At 69.3% G+C, this 18,677-nt stretch carries 12 protein-coding genes; 7 read left to right on the top strand and 5 right to left on the bottom strand.

Features of this window, described 5'->3' with window-relative positions:
• Positions 1-67: 67 nt before the first annotated feature.
• A complete protein-coding gene (pyk, locus tag SSPN_RS0103330; RefSeq protein ID WP_010306848.1) occupies positions 68-1,489 on the bottom strand; it encodes a pyruvate kinase in 1,422 nt (473 codons plus the stop codon).
• Positions 1,490-1,563: 74 nt separating this feature from the next.
• Between pyk and SSPN_RS0103325 the strand changes: the two genes are divergently transcribed.
• The gene (locus SSPN_RS0103325; protein WP_010306845.1) at positions 1,564-1,935 is read left to right on the top strand and encodes a VanZ family protein; all 372 of its coding nucleotides are present in this window, start codon (positions 1,564-1,566) and stop codon (positions 1,933-1,935) included.
• On the opposite strand, the gene SSPN_RS0103320 is transcribed toward SSPN_RS0103325, so the two are convergent.
• On the bottom strand, positions 1,913-2,578 hold the full coding sequence (locus tag SSPN_RS0103320; protein ID WP_010306841.1) for a DUF2461 domain-containing protein: 666 nt from the start codon (positions 2,576-2,578) through the stop codon (positions 1,913-1,915). The genes SSPN_RS0103325 and SSPN_RS0103320 overlap by 23 nt on opposite strands.
• 385 nt (positions 2,579-2,963) lie before the next feature.
• Here SSPN_RS0103320 and SSPN_RS57500 point away from each other — a divergent pair, with 385 nt between their 5' ends.
• The 5 genes from SSPN_RS57500 to SSPN_RS0103290 all read left to right on the top strand — a co-directional run bounded on the left by SSPN_RS57500 (position 2,964) and on the right by SSPN_RS0103290 (position 9,857).
• Entirely contained in the window at positions 2,964-3,830 is an 867-nt protein-coding gene (locus tag SSPN_RS57500) for a lamin tail domain-containing protein (protein WP_010306838.1), read from the top strand.
• A gap of 69 nt (positions 3,831-3,899) precedes the next feature.
• Entirely contained in the window at positions 3,900-4,088 is a 189-nt protein-coding gene (locus SSPN_RS0103305; protein ID WP_010306836.1) for a hypothetical protein, read from the top strand.
• A 75-nt stretch (positions 4,089-4,163) separates the two neighbouring features.
• On the top strand, positions 4,164-6,512 hold the full coding sequence (locus SSPN_RS0103300) for a LuxR C-terminal-related transcriptional regulator (RefSeq protein WP_237710432.1): 2,349 nt from the start codon (positions 4,164-4,166) through the stop codon (positions 6,510-6,512).
• A gap of 101 nt (positions 6,513-6,613) precedes the next feature.
• Entirely contained in the window at positions 6,614-7,330 is a 717-nt protein-coding gene (locus tag SSPN_RS0103295) for a transglycosylase SLT domain-containing protein (protein WP_010306831.1), read from the top strand.
• 238 nt (positions 7,331-7,568) lie between these two features.
• On the top strand, positions 7,569-9,857 hold the full coding sequence (locus SSPN_RS0103290) for a HelD family protein (protein WP_010306828.1): 2,289 nt from the start codon (positions 7,569-7,571) through the stop codon (positions 9,855-9,857).
• A 133-nt stretch (positions 9,858-9,990) separates the two neighbouring features.
• On the opposite strand, the gene SSPN_RS48595 is transcribed toward SSPN_RS0103290, so the two are convergent.
• Positions 9,991-11,532, bottom strand: a complete 1,542-nt coding sequence (locus SSPN_RS48595) for a hypothetical protein (protein ID WP_237710431.1) — start codon at positions 11,530-11,532, stop codon at positions 9,991-9,993.
• Between the two features lie 4 nt (positions 11,533-11,536).
• On the opposite strand from SSPN_RS48595, the gene SSPN_RS0103280 reads away from it, so the two are divergent.
• The gene (locus SSPN_RS0103280; RefSeq protein ID WP_010306823.1) at positions 11,537-12,286 is read left to right on the top strand and encodes a WYL domain-containing protein; all 750 of its coding nucleotides are present in this window, start codon (positions 11,537-11,539) and stop codon (positions 12,284-12,286) included.
• 160 nt (positions 12,287-12,446) lie between these two features.
• Here SSPN_RS0103280 and SSPN_RS0103275 read toward each other — a convergent pair whose 3' ends face one another.
• Entirely contained in the window at positions 12,447-13,949 is a 1,503-nt protein-coding gene (locus SSPN_RS0103275; protein ID WP_010306820.1) for a glutamate synthase subunit beta, read from the bottom strand.
• Complete coding sequence (gltB, locus tag SSPN_RS0103270; RefSeq protein WP_010306815.1) at positions 13,942-18,492, bottom strand: glutamate synthase large subunit; 4,551 nt, start codon at positions 18,490-18,492, stop codon at positions 13,942-13,944. The genes SSPN_RS0103275 and gltB overlap by 8 nt, the downstream gene beginning before the upstream one ends.
• Positions 18,493-18,677: the final 185 nt, after the last annotated feature.

Genomic DNA, 18,677 nt, shown 5'->3' with positions numbered 1-18,677 from the left:
GCTCCTCCGAGTAGTACGCCGGATCTCCGGACGGGAGCGCCGGGTGGCTCCCGTCCGAGAATGCGGATCAGACGTGGTCTTCCTCGCCCAGCCGGTGCACGCGGATGAGGTTGGTGGAACCGACCGTGCCGGGCGGCGAGCCCGCGACGACGACGACCATGTCGCCGCGCTGCGACCGGCCGATCGACAGCATCGCCTGGTCCACCTGCCGCACCATCTGGTCTGTGGTGTCCACCTTAGGGACCAAGAACGTCTCCGTCCCCCAAGTGAGAGCGAGCTGACTCCGCACGGATTCCTCGGGGGTGAACGCCAGCAGCGGCAGCCTGGTGTGCAACCGGGCCAACCGGCGCACGGTGTCGCCGGACTGCGTGAACGCGACCAGCGCCTTGGCGTTGAGGCGTTCGCCGATGTCGCGCGCCGCGTAGGAGATGACCCCGCGCTTGGTGCGCGGGACGTGGCTCAGCGGCGGCGGTGCCGTCGATCCCGCCTCGACCGCTTCGACGATGCGTGCCATCGTCTGCACGGTCTCGATCGGGTAGCGGCCGACGCTGGTCTCGCCGGAGAGCATCACCGCGTCGGTGCCGTCGAGCACCGCGTTGGCGACGTCGGAGGTCTCCGCCCGCGTCGGACGCGAGTTGTTGATCATGGAGTCCAGCATCTGGGTCGCGACGATGACCGGCTTCGCGTTCTCCCGCGCGATCCGGATCGCCTTCTTCTGCACCAGCGGCACGTGCTCAAGCGGCAACTCGACGCCGAGGTCACCGCGGGCGACCATGACGCCGTCGAAGGCCAGCACGATGGCCTCCAGGTTGTCGACCGCCTCCGGCTTCTCGAGCTTCGCGATCACCGGGATGCGGCGGCCGACCCGGTCCATCACCTGGTGCACCAGGTCGATGTCGGCCGGGCTGCGGACGAAGGACAGCGCGATGAAGTCCACGCCCAGCTCGAGCGCGAATTCCAGGTCCTGAATATCCTTCTCGGACAGTGCCGGCACCGAAACATCCATACCCGGCAAGGAAATTCCCTTGTGGTCCGAAACCGGGCCACCCTCCGTCACCTCGCAGATGACGTCGGTGTCCTCGACGCCGGTGACGATCAGCCCCACCTTGCCGTCGTCGACCAGCAACCGGTCGCCGACCTTGGCATCGCTGGCGAGGCCCTTGTACGTGGTGGACACCCGGTCGTGGGTGCCCTGGACGTCGTCGACCGTGATGCGCACGGTGTCGCCGGTTCGCCACTCGACCGGCCCGGCGGCGAACTTGCCGAGGCGGATCTTCGGCCCCTGCAGGTCACCGAGGATGCCGACGGCGCGACCGGTCTCCTTGGCCGCGGCCCGCACCATCTCGTAGACCTGCTGGTGGTCGGCGTGGCTGCCGTGGCTGAAATTCAGCCGGGCGACGTCCATTCCGCTGCTGACGAGCTCGGCCACCTTGTCCGGCGTGGCGGTGGCTGGGCCCATAGTACAAACGATCTTGGCTCGTCGACTCACGTTATGCCAGCGTAGTCTGTTGACCGACGCGCGCAGCACTCAGCCGTGCCTGTCGACGTCGATCGGGGAGATCGTTGCTGGATCATTACAGAACGCAGCTCACCCGGCTGCCGTTCGGGATCGCGGCGCTGGCCAGCCTGGTGATCATCTTCATGCCGGCGTCGGGAGTACCGACCGCGCCGCCGGGCACCGACAAGGTGGTGCACTTCGTGCTGTTCGGCACGCTGGCGGCCACCGGCCGCATCGCCGGATTCCGGACCTCGAGGCTGCTGCCTGGCGTGGTGGGCTATGCGGCCGCCTCGGAGATCCTGCAGGGGCTGCTGCCGATCGGCCGCAGCTGCGAGGTGGCCGACGCGCTCGTCGACGTGGCGGGTGCGGTGGCGGGCTGGGCGGTCGTGGCGGCCGTGCGGCGGATGCGGCAGGTCAGCGGCGCTTCTTCTCGGTGACTCCGATGTGGTCGGCGCACCACTGGTTCAGTTCGCACACCGCCACCCAGGACTGCCGAACCCGGTCCAGGCAAGCGCGCTCGTAGAGGATGTCGTCGGACTCCCAGGCGCGGAACGCGTAGAGCGTGCGGTGCCGCAGCAGGTCCAGCCGGGGATGGTCGGTGGCGAAGCCGCGCGGCCGGCTCTTGAGGGTCTCCCCCGCGATCTCAAACCCCTGCCCGACGAGCGCGGCCAGCAACGCCCGCAGCCGCTCGCCGTGGATGTCGGCGTCGACCGCGGTGCGGAACCTGGCCAGCTGGTCGGACTCGGTGTGGTAGCAGCCCCCGGCGACGAGCATCCCGTCCGCGCCGACCTCGACGTAGTAGGCGCCGCTCCCGCGCCCCTGCTCGATCACGGCGCCGCAGTGCGTCTTGTAGGGCGACTTGTCGGCGCTGAAACGCACGTCCCGGTAAGGCCGGAAGACCTTGCCCTTCCCGAACCCGGTCGCGAACTCGGGCTCCAGCTCAGCGAGCAACGCCTCCATCGGAGCCCGAACGTGCTCCTGGTAAAGAGCGAGGTTGTCGCCCCAATAAGCCTTGGAGTTGTCGGCCCGGAGACCGTCGAAGAACTCCAGCGCACCTTCCCCGAAACCTTCGAACCGCACACCGCCACCCTATGACCGGCGGATGGCAGAACGCGGAGCGGTGTGCGGAAAACCCGCGTGACTGCGGCGTTAGCTTCGATGCATGGACGACGATGCGGAGGCGGTCATCAGCAGCGAGCTCGCCTTGCTCACCCCCGACGTCCGCACGCGGCTGCCGTCGGGGCGTGACCAGTTTCGGGCTCTTGCAGGTTGGCTTCATGCGGTTGTGCGCTCTCGGAGCCACGTTCGTGGGCAAGCAGTGGTGACCATGAAGCTGTGACCAGACCGTAGATGACGAGCCTGTCGAGAACCGTCCAACACGTGCGCCGCCGGAATCAACGAGAACTCGGCGCTTCTCTTCAGGTCGCTTCTCAACGAATTCTGCTCGCATTTAGGAGATGCACCTATGAGCACGGCTACTACTTCGGGCACCTGGTCGTCGATCAGCCTCCCCGCCACGGAAGCATCAGGCCTGGACACCGAGCACGTGACGTGGGGCGATGGCGGGAGCGGATACGAGTTCCGCGGCGGCAGGGTCGACATGCGGCTCGACGGTCAAGAGTTCACGTTGGGCATCTTCACCCACCAGAACTTCCCGACCACACCCATGTCATCGAACCAGTTCGACGTGGATCTCAAGGTCGAAGTCGAATTCGACGACGGAACCAAGGGGGACTTCAGCTTCCGCTTCCACCACTTCGAAACGCCGAACGACTCGGCGGCCCCGGCGGACTTGGTCGACCTGCCGGCGTTCGTCTCTCCCGAGACGGTGAAGGTCAACGGCGCGGAATATGCAGTTGTAATCAGCGGGTTCAAGCAGGACGGGCAGATCGTCAGGCAGTTCAAGAGCCCCGAGAACGGATCGAACAGCGCTCACGTAATCGCCATGTTCTCCCGGATGGGCAAGCCGGATGTCGTGGTGACCGAGGTGGTCTACAAGGGGAAGTTGAAGGGAACCCAAGCCGACCAGTACGTCGAGATCCAGAACCGGGGCACCGTGAGCGCTGAGATGTCCGGCTGGGTGCTGGGGGCCGACGCCCCCGGGCAGGACTTCGCCTTCCCGCCCGAGACGGTGCTGCAGCCGGGGCAGCGGATCCGCGTCTACACCAACGAGATGCACCCCGGTTACGGCGGCTTCTCCTACGGCAGCAAGCGACCGATTTGGAACGACAAGGGCGATGTCGCCAGGCTGCGCGACGCGAACGGGCACTACGTCTCCGACTTGGCGTACGGCGACGAGGCTCTCGTTGGGGTGAAAAGGACTGACCGGTAGTCCCGAGGGCAATTGAGCTGAACGCGCCCGCCCCCGCTGGCAGCGCTCGACGAGGAGCCGGGTCTGTTCGTGCAGGTCAGCCAGTGGTTGGTCGAGGGTCAACGCGCTCACGGCCTCGACGGTGCCATGCGCGAGGACGTGCCGTTCGTCCTCACCTCCGTGCTGACCGGGGACCGCACCATCGGGCTGCCGGCCGCCGACGACCAGCGGCGGCGGAACCTGCGCATCGTGCTCGCCGGACTCCGGGATACCGGCTAGCCTGGACCAAGATCCCAGGTCAGGCACCGCACAGCGGGTTAAGCTCGAAGCGTGGTCTCCACTGTGCGAGCCCGTGTGCGGGAGCCAGCGGGCAACCTCCCGGCCGACGTCACGAGCTTCGTCGGCCGACGCCGTGAGATCACCCTCACCAAGCGACTGCTGGCCGAATCCCGGGTCGTGACCCTCACCGGCCCCGGCGGCGTGGGCAAGACCCGCCTGGCGATGCGGGTCGCGGGCAACATGCGCCGCTCGTTCCGCGGCAAGGCGTGGTGCGTCGAACTGGAGGACATCCGGGACGGTTCGCTGGTGGTCGACGCGGTCATCGAGCAGCTCGGCATCGGCGGCCCGTCCGGCGGGGAGGACATCGACACCGTCATCGAGCAGCTCAAGTCCCGCGAGATGCTGCTCGTGCTGGACAACTGCGAGCACGTGATCGAGGACGTCGCGCTGCTGGTGGACGCGGTGGTGCGCTGGTGCCCCGGGGTGCGGGTGCTGGCCACCAGCAGGCAATCGCTCGGCGTCGCCGGTGAGGCGACCATGGTCGTCCCGCCACTGCAGGTGCCCGACATCGAGCACCTGCCGCCACCGGAGTCCTACGAGCAGTTCGCCTCGGTGCGGCTGTTCATCGAACGGGCCAAGGCCGCGGTCCCCGGGTTCGAGGTCACCAACGACGAGAACGCCATCGCCCTCATGCGGCTGTGCCACCACCTCGACGGCAACCCGCTGGCGATAGAGCTGGCGGCGGTCCGGCTGCGGTCGTTGTCGCTCCAGCAGCTGGAAGAACGCCTGGCCGAGCGCTACGACCTGCTCACCGAGGGCCGTCGCGGCGCTCCCGCCCGGCAACAGACGCTGCGCGCGTTGATCGACTGGAGCTACGAACTGGCCACCACCCAGGACCGGATCACGTGGGCGCGGGTGTCGGTGTTCTCCGGCTCCTTCGACCTCGCGGCCGCCGAGCACGTGGCCGGCAACGGGCTGTCGGACGCCGATGTGCTGGGCGCCATCCACTCGCTGGTGGACAAGTCGGTGCTGATGCGCGAGGAGGAAGGCAGCGAGGTCCGCTTCCGGCTGCCGCACACCCTGCGCGAATACGGCCAGGACAAGCTCGTCGAGTCCGGCGAGCTGGCGACCATGCGGCAGCGGCACTGCGCCTGGTACTCCGATCTGGCCGGGCGCTTCGCCGCGGAGTGGATCGGCCCGGACCAGGTCGCCTGGGTCAACCGGCTGCGCAGCGACCAGGGCAACCTGCGCGTCGCGCTGCACACGGCCGCGGCGAGCCCGGAAACGGCCGGGGTAGCGCTGCAGATGTGCACCGACCTCTGGCAGTACTGGGGCATCCGCGGTCTCAACGGCGAGGCCCGGCACTGGCTCGACCAGGCGTTGGCCATCGCGCCCACCGAAGTGCCCGAGAGGGTGCGCGCGTTGTGGATCAGCGCGTGGTTCGCCCTGTTGCAGGGCGATCTCGACAAGGTCCTGCCGACGGCGGAGCAGGCCACGGTGCTGGCCACCCAGCGCGGTGAGGAGACGGAGAAGGCGTACCTGGCGCTGGTGCGCGGGCTGGCGGCGTTCTTCCTGAACGACTCGCCGCGCGCCGCCGGGCTGGCGGAGGACGCGCTCAGCCGGTTCCGCAAGCACGACGTGCTCGTCGGCGAGCTGTTCGCCCTGTTCGGGCTCGGCCTGATCAAGGGCTTGGGCGGAGATCACGAGTCCGGGCTGGAGCTGCTCTCGGAAGGCATCCGGTCGTCGACCGAGCTCGGCGAGCTGTACTGGCGCTCCTACTCGCTGTGGGCGTCGGCGCAGGTCGAGGCGCGGCGGGGCGAACCGGAGCGGGCCGAGGCCGCGGCGAAGGAGGCGCTGCGGCTGCAGCGCGAGCTGGACAACCGGCTGGGCATGGCCTTCAACATCGACACCCTCGCCTGGATCGCGCAGCAGCAGGGCAGGAACGACCGCGCCGCCCGGCTGTTCGGCGCGGCCTCGGCGGTGTGGGACGCCGTGCGGGCGGCACCCGGCTTCTGGGCGAGGTTCGCCGGAGACCACGACGAGCACGAGGCGCAGACCCGCTCCGGGCTCGGGGATCCGGACTTCCAGTCGGCGTTCGACCGCGGCCGCCAGCTGTCGTTGGCGGACACCATCGACTTCGCGCTGGAGGTCAAGCGGCACGCGCGGCCGCGCACCGACGACAACGTGCACCCGATGCCGTTGACCCGGCGCGAGCGTCAGATCGCGGGGCTGGTCGCGCAGGGCAACACGAACAAGGAGATCGCCGAGAACTTGGTGATCGCGCAGCGCACCGTCGAGGGCCACGTGCAGAACATCCTGACCAAGCTCGACTTCTCGTCGCGGGCGCAGATCGGCGGCTGGGTGGCCGCGCAGAAGACGAGTGACACGAGCGACACCATTTCCAGGCAATCTCGCTTTCCGTAATCGAGTCGCCTCGAATCGTCGCCCAATTGGTCGAACCTAGGTACTCGTGTACGTACAAACCTCGGTGCGCATGCACTCTCCGTCCCGGATTCTCGGTTCTCGTGACCCCCGACCAACCGAACATCCCCGACCAGAACATCCCCGACCGAAGTACCCGCCTCGCCGACCGGCACCGCGTTCCCCTGAAGTCGCGGTCCCTGCAGCTCGGTGTGGCCGTGGCCGCGTTCGGCGTGATCGGCGTGTTCACCTCCGCCGCAGGCACGAAGACCGAGGCCCCCCCGGTGCAGGCCACCGCGTACGTCACCGCGCTGGCCGCTGAGCAGCTCCCCGTCCAGGCGGCGCCCGCGCAAGCCCCCGCCCTTGAGGTCGCCCCCGCTCCCGCCGCGCAGCCCGCCCCCGAAGCTGCCCCCGAACCAGCGAAGCAGGAGCCGCCCGCCGAGCAGGTGGTCGAGAAACCCAAGGACCAGATCGGCGGCTGGATCAACGAGGCGATCGGCGTTCTGGAGAAGAACGGCATCCCGCGCGACCAGATCGACGGCGACGCGATCCGCATGATCATCATGCACGAATCCAACGGAGACCCGAACGCCACCAACAACTGGGACTCCAACGCGGCGGCCGGCACCCCGTCGATCGGTCTGATGCAGACCATCGAGCCGACCTTCCAGTCCTACGCGCTGCCCGGCCACGGCGACATCTACAACCCGGTCGACAACATCATCGCGGCCACCCGGTACGCGATCACGACCTACGGCTCGGTCGGCGACGTCCCCGGCGTCGCAGGCATGAGGTCCGGCAGTAGCTACTCGGGCTACTGAGCCCGCCCCAGCCCCTGAAGACCTGGTCGGGGATGGAAACGCTGCTGTCGGTGACCTCCTTCGTCGTGATCCTGGGCCTGTCCGCCGTGCTGTGACCCGGGTCGTGGGTGCGAAGACCGGCTCCAACCGGTTTTCGCACTCACGACCGCCCACGCCGGGCGCGGTATATTGGCAGGTCGGGTCTGCGCGCAGATCGCAGGCCCGCCCCAACGAACCCGCCTAGGCACGAGGTGGCGAATTGTCCAACGCCCGAGTAGATCGGGATACCGTCCGCGCCCAGGAGATCACAGCCGAGCAGCAGTACCTCTCGATGCTGTACGCGAAGCTCGACGCCCTGCGGCAGGAAACCACGCAGCGGCTGAAGGAAACGCTGCGGGCCAGCGGCGGCACGCCGCAGGCCCGCACCGAACGCGACATCTCCACCCGGATGTACACCGACAAGCTGACCCAGCTGAGCGCGGTGGAGCACGGGATGTGCTTCGGGAGGCTGGACCTCGACAGCGGCGAGACGTTCCACGTGGGACGGCTCGGGTTGTTCGACGAGGACCACGAGTACGAGCCGCTGCTGGTGGACTGGCGGGCCCCGGCGGCCCGGCCGTTCTACCTGGCCACCGCGGCGGCGCGGGACGGCGTGGGCCGCCGGCGGCACCTGCGCACCAGCTGGCGGAAGGTGCTGGACTACGAGGACGAGGTACTCGACCTCGACGCCGCCGAGCAGGGCAGCGACCTGGGGCTGGCCGGGGAGGCCACGCTGCTGGCCCGGCTCGACGCCCGCCGCACCGGGCAGATGCAGGACATCGTCGCCACCATCCAGGGCGAGCAGGACCGGATCATCCGCGCCGGGATGAACGGCGTGCTGGTGGTGCAGGGCGGCCCCGGCACCGGCAAGACCGCCGTCGCGCTGCACCGCGCCGCCTACCTGCTGTACACCTTCCGCGAGCAGCTGTCCAAGCGCGGCGTGCTCGTGGTCGGGCCGAACCCGACGTTCCTGCGCTACATCGGGCAGGTCCTGCCGTCGCTGGGTGAAACCGGCGTCCTACTGTCCACTGCGGGCGGTCTGTACCCGGGGATCACGGCCACCGGCGAGGAATCCGCGCGGACGGCGGAGATCAAGGGCCGCGCGAGCATGGTCGACGTGCTCGCCGCCGCGGTCCGCGACCGGCAGCAGGTGCCCGCGGACTACACCGAACTCACCTTCGACCACGAGGCGCTGCGCATCGACCGGCGCACCGCGACCCAGGCTCGCACCCGCGCCCGCCGGTCCCGCAGGCCGCACAACCTGGCCCGGCGGATCTTCCGCAACGAGATGTTCTCGGCGCTGACCCTGCAGGTCGCCGACCGACTCGGCCGCGACCTGCTGGACCGCCGCGACCTCGACGACATCAACCGCGAACTGCGCGCCGATGCGGTAGTCAGCAAGGCGCTGGATGAGCTGTGGCCGGAGATCACCCCGCAGGAGCTGCTGGACGACCTGCTGTGCTCACCCGAGCGGTTGGCCACCGCAACCCGCAAGCACCTCGACGACGATGAACGCGACGAGCTCCTGCGCCTGCCGGGCACGACATGGACGCCCGCCGACGTGCCCTTGCTGGACGAGCTCGCCGAGCTCCTCGGCGCGGACGACGCCCAGGAGCGGGCCGAGCGCGAACACCAGCAGCGCGAGGAACTCGCCTACGCGCAAGGCGTTCTGCACATCATGGAGCAGGACGAGGAGCTCGCCGACGAGGAACGGCTGCGGGTCTCCGACGTGCTGGACGCCGAGCTGCTGGCCGAGCGGTTCCGCTCCACCAGCGACCTGACCGCAGCCGAGCGCGCGGCCGAGGACCGCACCTGGACCTTCGGCCACGTCATCGTCGACGAGGCGCAGGAACTGTCCCCGATGGCGTGGCGGGTGCTGATGCGGCGCTGCCCGAGCCGGTCGATGACGCTGGTCGGCGACGTCGCCCAGACCGGCGCGCTGGCCGGGGCCAACTCCTGGCACGACGTGCTGCACCCGTACGTGCAGGACCGCTGGAAGCTGGTCGAGCTGACCATCAACTACCGCACCCCGGCCGAGATAATGGCCATCGCCGCCGACGTACTGTCCGAAATGGACACCGACTTGGTGGTGCCGCGCTCGGTGCGCACCAGCGGGCACCGGCCGTGGACCCGCCGGCTCCCCTCCGACGGGCTCGCCACCGAGCTGCCCGCGATGATCATCGACGAGTTGCACGAGGTCGGCGACGGCCGCCTCGCGGTGCTGATGCCGCCGGAGCTGCTGGCCGGAATCGGGCCGCGGCTGGCGGAATCCCTGCCGGACGCGGCGATCGGCACCCGCCCGGACGACCTGGAATCACCATGCGTACTGCTGACCGTCGACCAGGCCAAGGGCCTGGAGTTCGACTCCGTCCTGGTGGTCGATCCGGCGACGATCGTGGCGGAATCCGAGCGCGGCCTCAACGACCTCTACGTGGCGCTGACCCGAGCCACCCAGCGCCTCGGCGTCGTCCACCCCGACGAGCTCCCGGCGGTGCTGCGCGGCATGTGAGCCGACGGTCTGGCACTGACCGCCGGATGGGAGACTTGGCCGGATGGAATCCGATCTCGTCCAGTGGCTCCGCGACCTTGGCCAAGACGGCCTGGCAGCAGTCCTGAAGAACCGCCCCGAGTCAGCCGCCCGGTCACTGTCCCACCTGGCGGCAGTGCTCGACTCCCCTGGCGCTGTGCAGCGCGCGTTGGAGAGGCTCGACGCCGGATCCAGTGCAGTACTCGAAGCGCTCTGCATCCTCGGGGACGGCTGCACCCGCGGCGCGATCGAGCAGTTGCTTGGCAACGATCCCGAACTCGATCGCGCGCTGCGGGTGCTGCGGGAACATGCCCTCATTCGGTCGGTTTCGCAGGGAGCGTTCCAGCTTGCCGTACCGCTGCGCGATGCTCGCACTGCGGGACTGGGCCGCCCGGTCGCGACGCTCCTCCGCCCTCATGTGAGCAATACCGTCCGTGGGATCGCCGAAGCGCTCGGGTTGACGCCCGCCAAGCGGAAGGCCGACACGGTACTTCAGATCGAAGAGTTCATGCGGGATCCGGCGAGGGTGGTTGCCGAGCTCGCGAAAACACCCGGCCCCACCCTTGAGCTCGCCATGCAGTTGGCGCACGATGACTCGGTACTCGGTTACGCCTTCGGCGGCCCGTCGCAGCGGCGTCCGGAGGTGCGTTGGCTGATCGACCGAGGCTTCCTGATCAGCCAGAACCAGTACGCCAGCGCCGGCGGCCCATTCGAGATGCCCCGCGAGATCGGGCTCGCGCTGCGCGAGTCCGCCGATCAACCGGCGCTTCGGCCCGAACCCGCGATGCCGGCGATTCACCTGGTCGACTCCATCGAGATCGACAAGGCGGCGTTGTTGGCCGCGATCGGGTTCGTCGACGGGGTGGCTCGACTGCTCGAACACTGCGCCACCAACCCGCTGGCGCAGCTGCAGAACGGCGGTATCGGCCTCCGGGTGCTCAAGCAGGTCGCCAAGACCCTGCGAACGGACCAGCACGAGGTTCGGCTCTGGTTGGAGACCGCCGCCGCAGCCGAGCTGCTCAGCATCGACGGAGCAGGCTGCATTGTTCCGTCGAACCTCGCCGATGACTGGCAGCAGGCACCCCCCGCAAGACGCTACGTCAAGCTGGTGCGCGCCTGGTGGAAGCAGCCGGCCGCAGCCATGTTCAGCAAGGTCATGGACAAGCCCGACCCGGCGCTGCTTCCACGACCCAGCGCGTTCGACCGGCTGTTCCGCATAGACCTGCTGGCCGAGCTTTGCCGTTGGGAAACCGGTTCTGCGTTGGGCGAGCCGAACCTGATCGGTGAAAGGCTGGCCTGGAAACGACCAGTGAACTACTGCTGCGCGGACTGCCTGGTCGACCCCATCCAGGTCAACTGGTCCGAGGCCGAAGCCGTCGGCGCGATCGCCCACGGGGCGCTGTCCGCACTGGGCCGGTGCGTGGACGACGAGGAAGCTCTGCTGTCGGCCGCCGCGCAGCTGCTGCCCAGCGCGCAGGAAACCGCGCTGCTGCAGGCGGACCTGACCGCGGTGGTGGCGGGTACGCCCAGCGGCCAGCTCGCTGCGATGCTGAATCTGCTGGCCGACCCCGAAGGCCGGGACACGGCCTCGACCTGGCGGTTCAGCCCCCAAACCCGCAGAGGACTTGCTTGGCAAGCTCACCTCGATAGCCCACACAAGCGTGCCGCAACCGCTGGAATACCTGATCAAGGACGTCGGACGGCGATTCGGCCAACTCCAGGTCCGAAACGTGCGCTGCTGCGTGCTCGGTGCGGAAGCCCTTCTGTTGGAGGTCAGCGGAAACCGTTCGCTGCGCGAGCTGTCGTTGCACGTCTTGGCACCGACCGTGCTCGCATCGAGCAAACCGGCGAAGGAGACCTTGGCCGCGCTGCGGAAGGCGGGATACGCCCCAGTGCAGCAGAAGATCGACGGAACTGTCGCAGTCGAACAAACCGTCGTCGACCGCCCGCCGCTGCTCGTGGAACAGCACTACTACCGGGCTGCGCCGGAACCGCCGTCGCAAGCCGAACTCCGCGAACTCGCCGAGCACCTGCTGGCCCAACCGGACAAGGCTCCGTCCGGCGTTGCACTGCCGGGTAATCCCTGGATCGACATGCAGATCATGCCGCCGGGCTCGCTAGACGAAATGACGGATCCGTTCGACGGCCTGGTTCCCTTCCTCGCCGAACGGACCGCACTGACGGACCCCGAACTCGAACTTCTCGCGGAGGCACTGGAAGCAGGCACCGACGTGGAGATCGAGTACCGGGACGAGAACGGCCGTTCCACGTCGGGTGTCATCACGCCGGACGACGTTGACGAGGTCTACCTGGACGCCTTCTGCCACCTACGCGAAGACGACCGCCAGTTCCGCCTGGACCGAATCCGCTCCGTCGCCGCAGTGAAACGCCGCCGCCGCACGAAAAGTTGAAGACCCGCGACGCCCGGTGGCTAACCAGCCTGCACGCGGACGGGCCCGCAGCCACTAGAAAACACACGCCAACCGCTCCGTGCAGGTACCCGATCGGTTTGAGGTGAGGGGCACCCTTGAGCGACTAGTCCACTCAAGGGTGCCCCTCACCTCGGAAAAATCACACCGCCAGGGGAAGCGCGGTGGGGTGGACCGGGGACGGGAGGCGCGATTCGCCGGTGAGGTGGGCGTCGACCGCGTTGGCCACCGAGCGGCCCTCCGCGATCGCCCACACCACCAGGGACGCGCCGCGGTGCGCGTCGCCGCAGACGAACACGCCCGGGGCCGTGGTCTCCCAACTCGAGCCGCAGCCGATGGTGCCGCGCTTGGTCAGCTCGATGCCCAGGCCGTCCAGCAGCCGCATGGGCTCGACGCCCGCGAAACCGATGGCCAGCAGCGCCAGATCGCAGGGCAGCTCCTGGACCTCGTCGGACACCGGCACAACCTGCCGGCGGCCCTCCGCGTCGCGCTGCACCTTCACCTCGCGCAGCCGCACAGCGCGCACGTTGCCCTCGTCATCGCCGACGAACGACTCGATCGCCACCGCGAACTTCCGCTCCCCGGCCTCCTCGTGCGCCGGGTAGGTGCGCAGGATGTACGGCCAGGTCGGCCACGGCGACCGGTCGTCGTCGCGGGACGTCGGCGGCTGCGGGTAGTTGTCCAGCTGCGTCACCGAAAGCGCGCCCTGCCGGGTCGCGGTGCCATAGCAGTCCGCGCCGGTGTCGCCGCCGCCGAGGATGATGACGTGCTTGCCCTGTGCCGAGATCGGCGTCGGGCCGTCGCCCTCGCACTCCTTGTTCGCCGGCACCAGGTGCTCCATAGCAAGGTGCACGCCCTTGAGGTCCCGCCCCGGGATCGTGGCGTCGTCGCGGCCGCGCAGCGCGCCCACCGCCAGCACCACGGCGTCGTAACCGGCGCGCAGTTCCTCGACGGTCAGGTCGACGCCGACCTCGCAGCCGGTGATGAATCTGGTGCCCTCGGCGCGCATCTGCGCCAACCGCCGGTCCAGGACGGACTTCTCCATCTTGAACTCGGGGATGCCGTAGCGCAGCAGCCCGCCGATGCGGTCGTCGCGCTCGTACACGGTCACCTCGTGCCCGGCGCGGGTCAGCTGCTGAGCCGCGGCGAGCCCGCCCGGCCCGGAACCGACCACGGCGACCCGCTTGCCGGTGTGCGCCTCCGTCACCTGCGCGGTGACGTACTCGTTATCCCAGCTGACCTCGGCGATGGTCTCCTCGACCCGCTTGATGGCCACCGCGCCGCCGGCCGCCGGCGAGATCGCCAGCACGCAGCCGGCCTCGCACGGGGCGGGGCACAACTTGCCGGTGAACTCCGGGAAGTTGTTGGTGGCGTGCAGCCGCTCGCTGGCGTCCTGCCACTGGCCCCGGCGGACCATGTTGTTCCACTCCGGGATCAGGTTGCCCAGCGGGCAACCGGCCGAACCGGAGTGGCAGAACGGGATGCCGCAGTCCATGCACCGCGCGGCCTGCGTGGCGGTCTCCGCCTTGCGGTCCGCAGGGGACAGCGCGGCGTAGACCTCGTGCCAGTCGCCCAGCCGCTCGTCGACGGAGCGCTTGGGGGCGTCGGCCCGCGCGTGCTTCAGAAATCCCCTCGGGTCAGCCACGGGAAGCCTCCATGATCGCCTCGTCCACGTCCCGGCCTTCGATCTTGGCCATCCGCATGGCGTCCAGGACTCGCTGGTAGTCGCGCGGCATCACCTTGGTGAACGCCGCAGAGCGCCGCGGCCAGTCGCCGAGCAGCGAGGCCGCCACCGCCGAACCCGTCAGGTCGCGGTGCTGCTGCACGACCTCGTGCAGCCACTTCAGTTCCTTGGCGCTGGGCCGCTGCAGGTCCACCATCGCGGTGTTCACCCGCACCGGGTCCAGGTCGAGCACGTAGGCGATGCCGCCGGACATCCCGGCGCCGACGTTGCGGCCGGTGCCGCCGAGCACCACCGCGCGACCACCGGTCATGTACTCGAAGGCGTGGTCACCGGCGCCCTCGGCGACCGCGAGCGCGCCGGAGTTGCGCACGCAGAATCGCTCGCCGACCTTGCCGCGCAAGAAGATCTCGCCGCTGGTCGCGCCGTAGCCGATCACGTTGCCCGCGATCACCTGGTCCTCGGCGGCGAACACCGAATCCGGGTGCGGGCGCACGACGATCCGCCCGCCGGAGAGGCCCTTGCCGATGTAGTCGTTGGCGTCACCGACCATGTCCAGCGTGATGCCCGGCGGCAGGAACGCGCCCAGTGACTGCCCTGCCGAACCCTCCAGTTCCACGTGGATGGTGTCCGCCGGCAGGCCGGCGCCGCCGTAGCGGCGGCTGACCTCGGCGCCCAGCAGCGTGCCGACGGTGCGGTTGACGTTGCGCACCGGCAGCTCCAGCCGCACCGGGCGGGCGTCTTCCAGCGCTGCCTCGGCGAGCTGGATGAGCGTGCGGTCCAGCGCGTGGTCCAGGCCGTGGTCCTGCTCGCGGACCCGGCGCCGCACCGGCGAGTACGGGGTCTGCGGCTCGGTGAACACCGGGGTCAGGTCGAGGCCGCACGCCTTCCAGTGCGCCATCGCCTCGTCCTTGCCCAGCGCCGAGACCTGGCCGATGGCCTCGTCCAGGGTGCGGAACCCGAGCTCCGCCAGGTACTCGCGAACCTCCTGGGCGATGAACTCGAAGAAGTTCACCACGTGATCGACCTGGCCGGTGTAGCGCTTGCGCAGCTCCGGGTTCTGGGTGGCGACCCCGACCGGGCAGGTGTCGAGGTGGCACACGCGCATCATCACGCAGCCCTCGACCACCAGCGGCGCGGTGGCGAAGCCGTACTCCTCGGCGCCCAGTAGCGCGGCGACGACCACGTCGCGGCCGGTCTTGAAGCCGCCGTCGACCTGCACCGTGATCCGGTCGCGCAGGCCGTTGAGCAGCAGCGTCTGCTGCGCCTCGGCCAAGCCGACCTCCCACGGCGTGCCGGCGTGCTTCAGCGACGTCAGCGGCGCCGCACCGGTGCCGCCGTCGTGGCCGGAGATCAGCACCACGTCGGCGTGCGCCTTGGATACGCCCGCGGCGACGGTGCCGACGCCGATCTCGGAGACCAGCTTGACGTGGACCCGGGCGTGCTCGTTGGCGTTCTTCAGGTCGTGGATGAGCTGCGCCAGGTCCTCGATCGAGTAGATGTCGTGATGCGGCGGCGGGGAGATCAGCCCCACACCCGGCGTGGAGTGCCGGGTCTTCGCGATCCACGGGTACACCTTGTGCGCGGGCAACTGCCCGCCCTCGCCAGGCTTGGCGCCCTGCGCCATCTTGATCTGGATGTCGGTGGCGTTGACCAGGTATTCGCTGGTCACGCCAAACCGGCCGCTGGCGACCTGCTTGACCGCCGAACGGCGCTCCGGGTCGTAGAGCCGGTCGACATCCTCGCCTCCCTCACCAGAGTTGGACTTGCCGCCGATCCGGTTCATCGCGATGGCCAGCGTCTCGTGCGCCTCCGCGGAAATCGCGCCGTAGCTCATGGCTCCGGTGGAGAACCGCTTCATGATCTCCGAGATCGGCTCGACCTCGTCGATGTCGATCGGCGCCCGGCCGCTGTCCAGCTTGAACAGCCCGCGCAGCGTGCCGCCCTCGGCCGCCAGCCGGTCGCACTCCGCCGTGTACTTGCGGAACACGTCGTACTCGCCGGTCTTCGTGGAGTGCTGCAGCAGGAACACCGTCTCCGGGGTGAACAGGTGCAGCTCACCCTCGCGCCGGTAGGCGTAGTCGCCGCCGATCTCCAGCTTGCGGTGCACCCGCTCGGTCGGGTTGTCCGGGTGGGCCCGGCGGTGCCGCAGGGCGACCTCCTCGGCCAGCACGTCCAGCCCGACGCCGCCGAGCTTCGAGGTGGTGCCCTCGAAGTACTCGTCGACGATCTCACCGGAGAGGCCGACGGCCTCGAAGACCTGGGCGGCGGTGTAGGCGCCGACGGTGGAGATGCCCATCTTGGACATCACCTTCAGCACGCCCTTGACCAGCGCCTGCATGTAGTTGCGGATCGCCACCTTCGCCCGCGTGCCGGTGATCTGGCCGGTGGCGATCATGTCCTCGATGGTCTCGAACGCCAGGTACGGGTTGACCGCCGCGGCACCGTAGCCGAGCAGCGTGGCGATGTGGTGCACCTCGCGGGCGTCACCGCTCTCCACCACCAGCGCGACCCGCAGCCGCTCCTTGGTGCGCACGAGGTGCTGGTGGACCGCCGAGACCAGCAGCAGCGACGGGATCGGCGCCATCTTGTGGTCGGAGTCGCGGTCGGAGAGCACCAGCACGCGCGCCCCGGCGGCGATCGCCTCGGACGCCTCCTCACGCACCCGCTCGATGGCCTCGGCCAGCGCCTCGCCGCCACCATCCACCTCGTAGAGGCCGGACAGCACGGCGGAGGCGAAACCGGGCAGGTCGCCGTCGTCGTTGACGTGGATGAGCTTGGCGAGCTCGTCGTTGTCGATAACCGGGTTGGGCAGCACAATGTGCCGGCAGGACGCGGCCGAAGGGGCCAGCAGGTTCTGCTCCGGGCCCATCACGCGGGCCACCGAGGTGACGATCTCCTCCCGGATCGCGTCCAGCGGCGGGTTCGTGACCTGCGCGAACTGCTGCACGAAGTAGTCGTAGAGCATCCGCGAGCGCTGCGACATCGGCGCCGTCGGCGTGTCCGAGCCCATCGAGCCCAGCGGCTCGCCGCCGACGGTGGCCATCGGCGCCAGCAGCAGGCTGAGCTCCTCCTCGGTGTAGCCGAAGGACAGCTGGCGGCGCACCACCGACTCGTGGGTGTGCACCACGTGCTCGCGGTCCGGCAGTTCGTCGAGGTTGAGCAGCCCGGCGTGCAGCCACTCGTCGTAGGCGTGCTCCCCGGCGAGACCGGCCTTGACCTCCTCGTCGTCGACGATGCGGCCCTGCGCGGTGTCGATCAGGAACATCCGGCCCGGCTGCAGGCGGCCCTTGGCCACCACCTCTTCGGGCTTGAGGCTGAGCACGCCGGTCTCGCTGGCCAGCACCACCCTGTCGTCGGCGGTCCGCCACCAGCGGGCCGGGCGCAGCCCGTTGCGGTCCAGCACCGCGCCGACCAGCGTGCCGTCGGTGAAAGTGACGCACGCCGGGCCGTCCCACGGCTCCATCAGGCTGGCGTGGAACTGGTAGAAGGCCTTGCGCTTGGGGTCCATCTCGGCGTGGTTCTCCCACGCCTCCGGCACCATCATCAGCACGGCGTGCGGCAGGCTGCGGCCGCCGAGGTGCAGCAGTTCCAGCACCTCGTCGAAGGAGGCGGAGTCCGAGCCGTCGCCGGTGCAGATCGGGTACAGCCGGGAGAGGTCGCCCGGCATCAGGTCGGAGGCAAGCAGCGCCTCGCGGGCCCGCATCCGGTTGCGGTTGCCGCGGATCGTGTTGATCTCGCCGTTGTGCGCGACGTAGCGGAACGGGTGCGCCAGCGGCCACGACGGGAAGGTGTTCGTGGAGAACCGGCTGTGCACCAGCGCGATCGCGCTGACCAGCCGCTCGTCGGTGAGGTCCGGGAAGAAGGCGGGCACCTGCTCGGTGGTCAGCATGCCCTTGTAGACCATTGTGCGGCTGGACAGCGACGGGAAGTAGAGCTCCAGCCCTTCCCGCGCGGCCTCCCGCTCGGCGCGCTTGCGCAGGCAGAACGCCAGCCGATCCAGCTCGACGCCGGCCTCGTCGTGGTGCCCGGCGACCAGCAGGATCGCGAAGTGCGGCATGCACTTCACGGCGGTGCTTCCGACGCCGGCCCGCTCCGGGGTCACCGGCACGTCGCGCCAGCCCAGCACCCGCAGGTTCTCGTCGGCGGCGACCCGCGCCACCAGCTCCTCGGCCTGACGACGCTGCTCGGCGTCGGTGGGCAGGAACGCCATACCGGCCGCGTAGCGGTTCTGCCCGGCCTCGTCGGGCTCCGGCAGCTCGACACCAGCCTCGGCGCGCAGCAGCTCGTCCGGCAGCTGCAGCAGGATGCCCGCACCGTCGCCGCTGGTCGGTTCGGCACCGGCAGCACCCCGGTGCTCCAGGTTCGCGAGCGCGGTCAGCGCGTCGGCGACGATGCCGTGCGAACGGCGGCCGCGGATGTCGGCGACCATGGCGACACCGCAGGAATCCTGTTCCGCAGCCGGGTCGTACAACCCCTGGGCTGCTGGTACGGCGGAGAAGACCACTGCGCAGACCTCCCTCGTCATTTCTCGTGCTGGAAGCCCACGGTCAATCGCAGACCTGACTTCATGACTTCTGAGCACGGGACGACGCTGGCCCGCAGATGGCTACCGGTGGCACGACAGAAGTTTTCGGGCTTCCTAAAGCCCGCTCGTGACCGGAGCGTTTAGAGAACTTTAACAGCCGCGAT

The sequence above is a fragment of the Saccharopolyspora spinosa NRRL 18395 genome, assembly GCF_000194155.1.
GTDB lineage: Bacteria > Actinomycetota > Actinomycetes > Mycobacteriales > Pseudonocardiaceae > Saccharopolyspora > Saccharopolyspora spinosa.
This window is presented reverse-complemented; position numbering and strand designations above follow the sequence as displayed.